Genomic DNA, 7,446 nt, shown 5'->3' with positions numbered 1-7,446 from the left:
GGGGGATAGTATACTTTAGAACAGTCACTTCTGGTTGACCAGCTGGGTAAGCAGGGAGAGCCGTTCCATCCCAACTGGTTCTAGTCTTACTTAACGTATCAACGCATACTTCAGCACTAAGCGTAGTTGATAGTAATAAAAGTGAAAGTATTTTAGCGCTAAAATATTCATACTATAAATTTATTGATAATTTAAAATGATGAATTAAGTTGTGGGAATATTGCATTTAAAAAAGTAATTGTTTTAAGGTGCTTAGTGTTTTGTTATTAATGATCTATAAGTTCATTTAAAACCATAGCAGCATGGCTTTCAACGACACCTGCATCAAATCCATACATATGACTATACTTGTTTCTTAAACGTTCTTTAACACTTTTAGTAATGGTGTTTTGCCAACGTTTAAACCAAATGAAGTGATTGCCATCAGCTTTGATTGTAGGGTAATTAGTTGAATTTAGTACTTCTTTTGTTGCTAGCGTTAGATCATGAATATAGTCAAGTAGTTTATAAATATCTGTTTTAGTGCCAATATTACCATGACCACCATTAATAAAGTCCCATTTGGCACAAAATTTATCACTAATTAAATAGTTTAAGTCACGAATATATCCGCGGGGAAAATGTTCAGCTCCTGCAAAGTTATAAAATGGCAACTGATCAGGGTTAATCATATCTACAAAGTGTAATACTCTTTCTTTAGGGAGTAAGATCAAGGTATTATCTTTGGTATGACCTGCACCTTTTAATGTATTAAGTACAAGTTTTTGGTTACCAAAATTAATGGTCTTCATTCTTTTAGAAAAGGTTTCTGTAGGAACTGGTACTTTGGGGTTAATAGACCCATTGTTACTAAAATCTGCATATTGTTTAATGTTATCGTTTACCTGCTTACTTGCAATAATACGAAGACCACGTTTAGCCTTGCTTGGATACTTTTTATTGTTGAGTTCAATTAATGTGTCAGTACCACCAATATGGTCTAAATGATAGTGAGAGTATACGATAGCACTAATAGGTTTATCTGTGATTGAGGTAATGGCATTAAAAAGTGCCTTAGGGGATCAATCACTAAGACACCTTCATCATTTATTATAACGGTAGCATTATAATATTGAACGCCAATCCAGTATGTTTGCGTACCAATTTTTTGAATTGTGTATTCATTATCGTATTGTAAGTTGAATAAATCTTTAATTTTTTCTTTAGTTTTTAAAATTATTTGACTTGAAGGTTCAACATAATTAATAAGTAAGTCATTATGATGAAGGACTGGTTCCTGCTTAAGTTGTGAACTTGCATATGCAGTTAAACAACTTGAAAGAAAAAAGGGGGCTAATGAAATCATTATGCGTTGCTTCATGTATTCAAACTCCTCTTGGTAATTACTACAGCTAGCAAGTGCTGGTTAACTTTAAGCCAATTAATAACTATACTTCAAATGCATAAGTAATATAGTTAACATGCATGAAGTGAATAACTTATTTTGGTGGCGTAGGGGAACCGCGTGGCAGCCTTTAACCTTCGTAAGCTGGATTTGAACCTGTTAACGGTATTAGAACAATTACTTGACTGCCGTCATGTTAGCCAGGCAGCTTCTGCTCCTCAATATGAGTCAACCTGCAGTAAGCCGAGCGTTGGCTCGTTTACGTGAACAGTTTGATGACCCACTTTTGGTAAAAACGCCAAATGGTTATAGGTTAACGAAGCGAGCAATCTTGATACATAATCAGCTTCAACAGGTACTATTGGGTGTGAGGAGTTTGATCCTGCACGCTTTAAAGGTGAGTTTAAAATCGCTGCGTTAGACTATGAAATGTTCGTTGTCATCCCCAAGCTAATGGCAAGGCTGCGTGAGACAGCGCCAGGTGTTCGTATACAAGTTATGCAGTATGACCCTCATATTGGTTTATTATCATCGTTTAATAATGGAATTGATCTGATTTTATATTCGACCGATGATGCACCAGAAGGAATTTTCAAGCAAAAATTATTCAGTGATAATTATGCAATCGTGATGTCTAATACCCATCCCTTGGCTAAGAAAGAGATTAATATCAAAGCCTATTGCATGTTAAAGCACGCTATTGTTTCAGGGGATGGGATAAAACCCACAGATATTGATAAAGCACTTAAACAGCTAAAATGTAAACGAGATGTTGTGTTATCAGTACCACATTTTGCTTTAGCACCAAAAATTGTTGCTAATAGTGATTTTGTTATGACGATGCCAAGTAAGCTAATTAAGTATATTGGTGAGACAGAAAATATTTGTTTGAAGAAGTTACCGCTCACGATGGTAGACTTTTTTATTGAGCAGTTTTGGCATGAACTGAATCATTATGATCTTGCTCATCGTTGGTTGCGACAGCAGGTTAAAGAGGTTGTTGATGGTCTATAGTAGACAGGAAGGGATAGAAAAATAGGTAGATTATGATAGACAAAGCAAGACGATTTGCACTCGAAAAACATGGAAGTCAAACTTATGGCGATAAACCATATTCTTATCATCTGGATAAGGTCGTTGAGCTTTTAGCCCCTTATGGCGAAATAGCGCAAACGATTGGTTATTTGCATGATGTTGTTGAGGATACTGATGTAACGCTTGATGAACTTGCCAGGGAGTTTAATCAGTTTATTGCTGATGCTGTAGGGGTTTTAACCGATCAGGCTGGTGCTAATAGAAGGGAAAAAAAACTGAAGACATACACATTAATGGAAAATGTGACTGGTGAATTGCAAGTGGCATTGGTGGTCAAAGCAGCAGATCGATTAGCTAACCTTCAGACATGTATCAAGTATAACCGATACGATAAACTTAAAATGTACTTAGAAGAACACGAGCATTTTAAAACAGCAGCTTTTAGACCAGGCTTAAGTGATGATTTGTGGCAACAAATAAATGAGTTACTTGATGTTAGTACGTTATAAAAATGAGTTTAATGATCGGTATATGACAATAAGTTTTAAGATTGCATAATATTTATGAATTGGAATGAGTATAAATCAGCATTTCTAGTGGGTGGCTATTTAAGAAAGATAGTAGTAAAAGATGTCAGCGTTGATGGCTGGCAGCTATTGATTGATTTTTTACGTAGTACTGATGCTAAGTTAGATTTATACAAGGGTGGTGAAAAAATTTTTCTTCCTCATAGTGTCAAAAATATCGTTACGAGTATTGAACAGTCTTATAGCTTAATTATCACTTTAAATATGATTAAGTTGTACTGTGATTTTGCTAAAGTGCAACAAATAATACTGATATTTGAACCCACTGAAGTTGATGATGAAATAAAGGCTAAAATTATATTTAGGTTGATGTCTACAGTAGGTAGAATATTAGATAAAAAAGTGGTGCTTACCCAGGAAAATAAAAATAATAAAATATTATTTGAATATGTTTCTGGTGAGGGACTTGAGTATTTGGTATTTTGATGTTGTTAGTGATGACTAAGTGTGAGTGTATTAGTGGGTATATCAAAAAAAATAATGACTGTATATGCGATATGGTTTTTCATGATTATGCTCATTGCACTCTATGGTAATTTCTTTGCAAATCATGGAGAGTTTGGCGTTGCTTGCCACTTATGGCTAATCATTACGGGTATTCCAGCTTCACTTTTATCTGGATATTTTCCTCATGGTTCTTTGTCTGGAATTTTTTTTGCAGGGCTACTTGGCATGATGCAATGGTATTTTGTCAGTATTGCTATATTGTTTTTTCTTAAGAGATAACCCATTTATACGGACTTAGAACGAGTAATTATCTAGTTTGTGAGTCTAGCAGACGTGTTTGAGTATTATGACGGTAGGTGTTAGCGTGAAAGATAGAATCAAAGGTGCTTTAGTCGGGCTTGCTTGCGGTGATGCAGTGGGCACTACACTGGAGTTCAAGCCAAAAGGGTCATTTACACCTATTAAAGATATGGTTGGAGGAGGTCCTTTCAATTTGGAAAAAGGGCAATGGACTGATGATACGTCAATGGCGTTATGTTTAGCGCATAGCCTGCTTTATCAGAAGGGGTTTGACCCAACAGATCAGATGAATCGTTATTGTAACTGGTATCAGCATGGTTATATGAGCTGTAATGGTGAATGCTTTGATATTGGAATAACAGTAACCAAAGCGCTTAATCAATACCTAAAAACAAACAATCCATTTTGTGGTTCTGAAGATAAATACTCATCGGGTAATGGTTCTCTGATGCGGTTGGCCCCTATACCAATTTTTTATCAAAGTAATTACGAACAATGTATTTTCTATGCAGGAGAAAGTTCCCGTACAACAGATGCCTCGGTAGAGTGTATTGAAGCATGTAAATTATTCGCCAGTTTGATACTAAGTGCTTTTGAGTCAGATAAAAAAATTGAAGGTATTGCCCATAGTAAATTTATCGATTTTAATTATGATGATAACCAAGGCAGTGGCTATGTTGTTGAAAGTTTAAATTCCGCTTTATGGTGCTTTTTTAACAGTAACTCCTTTGAGGAAAGTATCTTACTTGCGGCTAACCTTGGAAATGATGCAGATACTACCGCTGCTATTTGTGGTCAAATTGCCGGTGCTTTTTATGGTTTTTCAGCTATTCCCAAACATTGGCGTGAAGGAATTTACATGGCAAAAGAAATAGAAAATTTAGCCATAGATCTATACCAGACTGGTAAAGATAGTGTTTAAGTGGCAAGACGGGAGGCAGATTAAACCTTAACTTCTACAGATAATGAGTCAGTACAATTTATATAAAAAATCACTATTTTGAGAGGTGCCCTAAAGAGCTATATCCCTATAGCGTTGAGTTGTTCTTCTCATTTCTAGTTGTCGTTGCATAATAGAGAGTTCTGCACGATTTTTTCTTTCTGTGTTTTTTAATAGTTGTGTCAAATAGTCATACTTCTCTTGAGATTGTTGTTTTTGTGTCTCTAACTGTATGGTTAGAGCATTATTTTTATTAATAAGGTCTTCGTTAGTTTGTTTGGCCTCGAGTAAGGCTTGCTTAAAACGACTAAGCTCATCATTAAACTGTTTTTTAAGTTGATTAACTTGTTGTTGGCTTTTTAAGAGGGAATTATCATGGAGGATTTCGTTAGACTCCACCCGTTGAATAGTATTTTCTTTAACGGATGTTTTTTGAGTACTTAAGCGAAGGCGGTTTCTTTTTGCGGCTTCTTTAATGAGTGTTAACTCATTCATAGCGTTATTAGAGCTTTGGTCCCATAGGTTTGAGGAGTATGTTTTATTTGAGCATAGTGTTTGTGTAACAAGTCTGGTTGTTCCTGTGCCAAGATAAGGTCCTTGTTTCGCGCTTGATAATATTTGTTTAAAAGGTATGTTCCAGGAACGGTCAGCCATTCCATCTTGATCAAAGTCTAGAAGAAATAAAACAATTGCTGTGACATGTAGGTGAGTATCAATTAATACATAAGCACACCTAACTGTTTGGCCTTTTAATTCATCCATACAGACAACGCCATCTAAAATAGCTTCAAACTCAGGCATGATCATTTCTTTGCAAATACCCTGAGTATTGAAAAACATAATGGCTTCAGTGTGCTTATTCAAGGTCAGCTCCTTTACCCGTATCTATCTCTAAAAGTACTGTGTAAGAAAATTCTTTTTGACTGAGATATTTTCTTGTTTTTTAAATAACTTATTACAGTTAAACTTCGCTCTATTGTAGCGGTATGCCCATAATTAAGCTGTGATGCTAATAGCAATAAATAAAAGATATTTTTTTTATTATCCTAAAAAAATATCTTTTATTCTAAAATGGAAATAGTAGATTGTTTTTTTAAACAAAAAGCTATTAATATATGATATACTATAGCATTTGGAAATAACTCGATCGGACGAAGCATCGTTGCAGTACATCAATCATGATTAAATGAACACCTGTGGTAATGCGATGTATGCCAGTGGTAGACAAAGGCTGGATAATGCACATCGAACTGGTTGCCGCAAGGAGGCGGCAACCAAGCCTTCAGGGAAGGATTCACGGCAGCGTTATGCAGACGTTTGACAAAGGTGGACTTTTATAAAGGTAAAGTTATATGCGATTGCCTTGTCTAATGGTGCTACATGAGCTGAGGGTAGAATCGATGGAAAACAGCGTTTTTTGATCTGGAAATAAGAAACTTAAGGAAAACTAAAAACCTTATAAAATAAATGGAAAAATTGTAAATAGCTAATATTTAAATTTTTTGTTTTAACGCTTTTTTAATAGATGTGTTCAGTGGTTATAAATATTGGTGCGCAATTTATTGATTTTTGCATTTAATTCCCCATCTTTATGTTTGCGGTTTACTTTATACTAAATTCTTGGTGTTTAGAGCTTTCAAGACTTTTTATGTATTAAATATAGAGTGTGACTTTAAATAGCGGTTTTGGTATATATTTGCTCAAATATTTTATACGATTTTAAGAAAAGTTCCAACCTGGGCACTAAGTGTTTAAAGTAGTGAAGTACTGTATATTGTTCAGAAATTTTATAAATTAATATTGAATTAGTATTTTAATAAAAATAACTTGTTGATATTTATTGGAAGAATAAGTTGGCCCATTTTTTGAGGCGTTTGGCTCGTGTGTTTTGATATCTAAAGTAAATGTAAAATAATATTGAGGTGGACAGTCAATATGATTTCTTTTAAAAAAGGCCAAAAGTTTTGTTTTGTAGGGCTTGTAACATTGTTAACGACTAATGTAATGGCTGGAGCAGTTGATTTGTCTGGTTGGGTAGTAAACAATCATCCTGGTCCCGGGGGTTCAAACTGGGTTGTTTCTGGCGCGGATAATGATACTGTACTGCAAACGGTAAATGGTAATCCTACCGTTTTTTTTGATCCAGTAGGCAATGCTCAAGGTACCTCTTTAAGTGGGCAAATTACTGTTGAAACAACTGGGGATGATGATTTTATTGGTTTTGTGTTGGGTTATGATCCTGATGAAATTAATAGTGCAGTAAGTGACTTTATCCTTGTGGATTGGAAGCAGGGTAACCAAGGTTCATTTGGTGGTACAGCATTTGAGGGATTGGCTATTTCACATGTAACCATGCCTGGAGTAGGTGCATTTTGGGGACATGATACGGTACCGCCTGGTGTGTCAGAAATTGCACGTGCTACTAATTTGGGGTCTACAGGTTGGGCAGATAACCAGCCCTATACGTTTGATATTATCTTTACCTCTTCATTGATTGAAGTCTTAGTGGATGATGTCCTTGAGATTTCTGTTACCCCTGATGATGCAGGTTTAACTGAGTTTGATAATGGCTCATTCGGCTTTTACAATTACTCGCAAAGTAATGTACGTTATGCGGGCATTACTGAAGATGTAGTTCCTGATCCAGAACCTGATCCTACGCCTGTTCCTGTTCCGTCGACCTTGGTAATTTTTCTTCTTGGATTGTTTGGGGCTGGTATAGCTCGTAGAGGTAAATAAACTTTTTTAGTAGA

General features: G+C 35.5%; 12 protein-coding genes and 1 pseudogene. 9 read left to right on the top strand and 4 right to left on the bottom strand.

Annotated elements, in window-relative coordinates; genetic code table 11:
* Positions 1-266: 266 nt before the first annotated feature.
* The 3 genes and pseudogenes from KCG35_RS05505 to KCG35_RS05500 form a co-directional block, all read right to left on the bottom strand.
* Entirely contained in the window at positions 267-791 is a 525-nt protein-coding gene (locus tag KCG35_RS05505) for an MBL fold metallo-hydrolase (RefSeq protein ID WP_230409028.1), read from the bottom strand.
* A gap of 102 nt (positions 792-893) precedes the next feature.
* Positions 894-974: pseudogene (locus tag KCG35_RS27060) on the bottom strand (hypothetical protein); the annotation flags it as partial.
* A gap of 5 nt (positions 975-979) precedes the next feature.
* Positions 980-1,360, bottom strand: coding sequence for a hypothetical protein (locus KCG35_RS05500; protein ID WP_215818661.1), 381 nt, complete (start codon positions 1,358-1,360; stop codon positions 980-982).
* A 144-nt stretch (positions 1,361-1,504) separates the two neighbouring features.
* Between KCG35_RS05500 and KCG35_RS05495 the strand changes: the two genes are divergently transcribed.
* The 7 genes from KCG35_RS05495 to KCG35_RS05465 all read left to right on the top strand — a co-directional run bounded on the left by KCG35_RS05495 (position 1,505) and on the right by KCG35_RS05465 (position 4,675).
* Entirely contained in the window at positions 1,505-1,651 is a 147-nt protein-coding gene (locus KCG35_RS05495) for a hypothetical protein (protein ID WP_215818677.1), read from the top strand.
* A complete protein-coding gene (locus KCG35_RS27055; RefSeq protein WP_215818660.1) occupies positions 1,608-1,805 on the top strand; it encodes a LysR family transcriptional regulator in 198 nt (65 codons plus the stop codon). Before KCG35_RS05495 ends, KCG35_RS27055 begins: the two co-directional genes overlap by 44 nt.
* Positions 1,745-2,398, top strand: a complete 654-nt coding sequence (locus KCG35_RS05485; protein WP_309227298.1) for a LysR substrate-binding domain-containing protein — start codon at positions 1,745-1,747, stop codon at positions 2,396-2,398. Before KCG35_RS27055 ends, KCG35_RS05485 begins: the two co-directional genes overlap by 61 nt.
* Positions 2,399-2,430: 32 nt before the next feature.
* Complete coding sequence (locus tag KCG35_RS05480; RefSeq protein WP_215818658.1) at positions 2,431-2,928, top strand: HD domain-containing protein; 498 nt, start codon at positions 2,431-2,433, stop codon at positions 2,926-2,928.
* Between the two features lie 54 nt (positions 2,929-2,982).
* Positions 2,983-3,432: a hypothetical protein gene (locus KCG35_RS05475; protein ID WP_215818657.1), complete on the top strand. Its 450-nt coding sequence runs from the start codon at positions 2,983-2,985 to the stop codon at positions 3,430-3,432.
* 81 nt (positions 3,433-3,513) lie between these two features.
* Positions 3,514-3,732 (top strand): hypothetical protein, encoded by a 219-nt coding sequence (locus KCG35_RS05470; protein ID WP_215818656.1) that lies wholly within the window; start codon positions 3,514-3,516, stop codon positions 3,730-3,732.
* 85 nt (positions 3,733-3,817) lie between these two features.
* Positions 3,818-4,675, top strand: coding sequence for an ADP-ribosylglycohydrolase family protein (locus KCG35_RS05465; protein ID WP_309227297.1), 858 nt, complete (start codon positions 3,818-3,820; stop codon positions 4,673-4,675).
* Positions 4,676-4,765: 90 nt separating this feature from the next.
* Here KCG35_RS05465 and KCG35_RS05460 read toward each other — a convergent pair whose 3' ends face one another.
* Complete coding sequence (locus tag KCG35_RS05460) at positions 4,766-5,557, bottom strand: hypothetical protein (RefSeq protein WP_215818655.1); 792 nt, start codon at positions 5,555-5,557, stop codon at positions 4,766-4,768.
* Positions 5,558-5,879: 322 nt separating this feature from the next.
* On the opposite strand from KCG35_RS05460, the gene KCG35_RS26645 reads away from it, so the two are divergent.
* Together KCG35_RS26645 and KCG35_RS05455 are read left to right on the top strand one after the other, a co-directional pair.
* Complete coding sequence (locus KCG35_RS26645) at positions 5,880-6,014, top strand: hypothetical protein (RefSeq protein ID WP_255561869.1); 135 nt, start codon at positions 5,880-5,882, stop codon at positions 6,012-6,014.
* Between the two features lie 614 nt (positions 6,015-6,628).
* Positions 6,629-7,432: a PEP-CTERM sorting domain-containing protein gene (locus tag KCG35_RS05455; RefSeq protein WP_215818654.1), complete on the top strand. Its 804-nt coding sequence runs from the start codon at positions 6,629-6,631 to the stop codon at positions 7,430-7,432.
* Positions 7,433-7,446 lie beyond the last annotated feature (14 nt).

The organism is Zooshikella harenae, assembly GCF_018837975.1.
Classification (GTDB): Bacteria; Pseudomonadota; Gammaproteobacteria; order Pseudomonadales; family Zooshikellaceae; genus Zooshikella; species Zooshikella harenae.
This window is presented reverse-complemented; position numbering and strand designations above follow the sequence as displayed.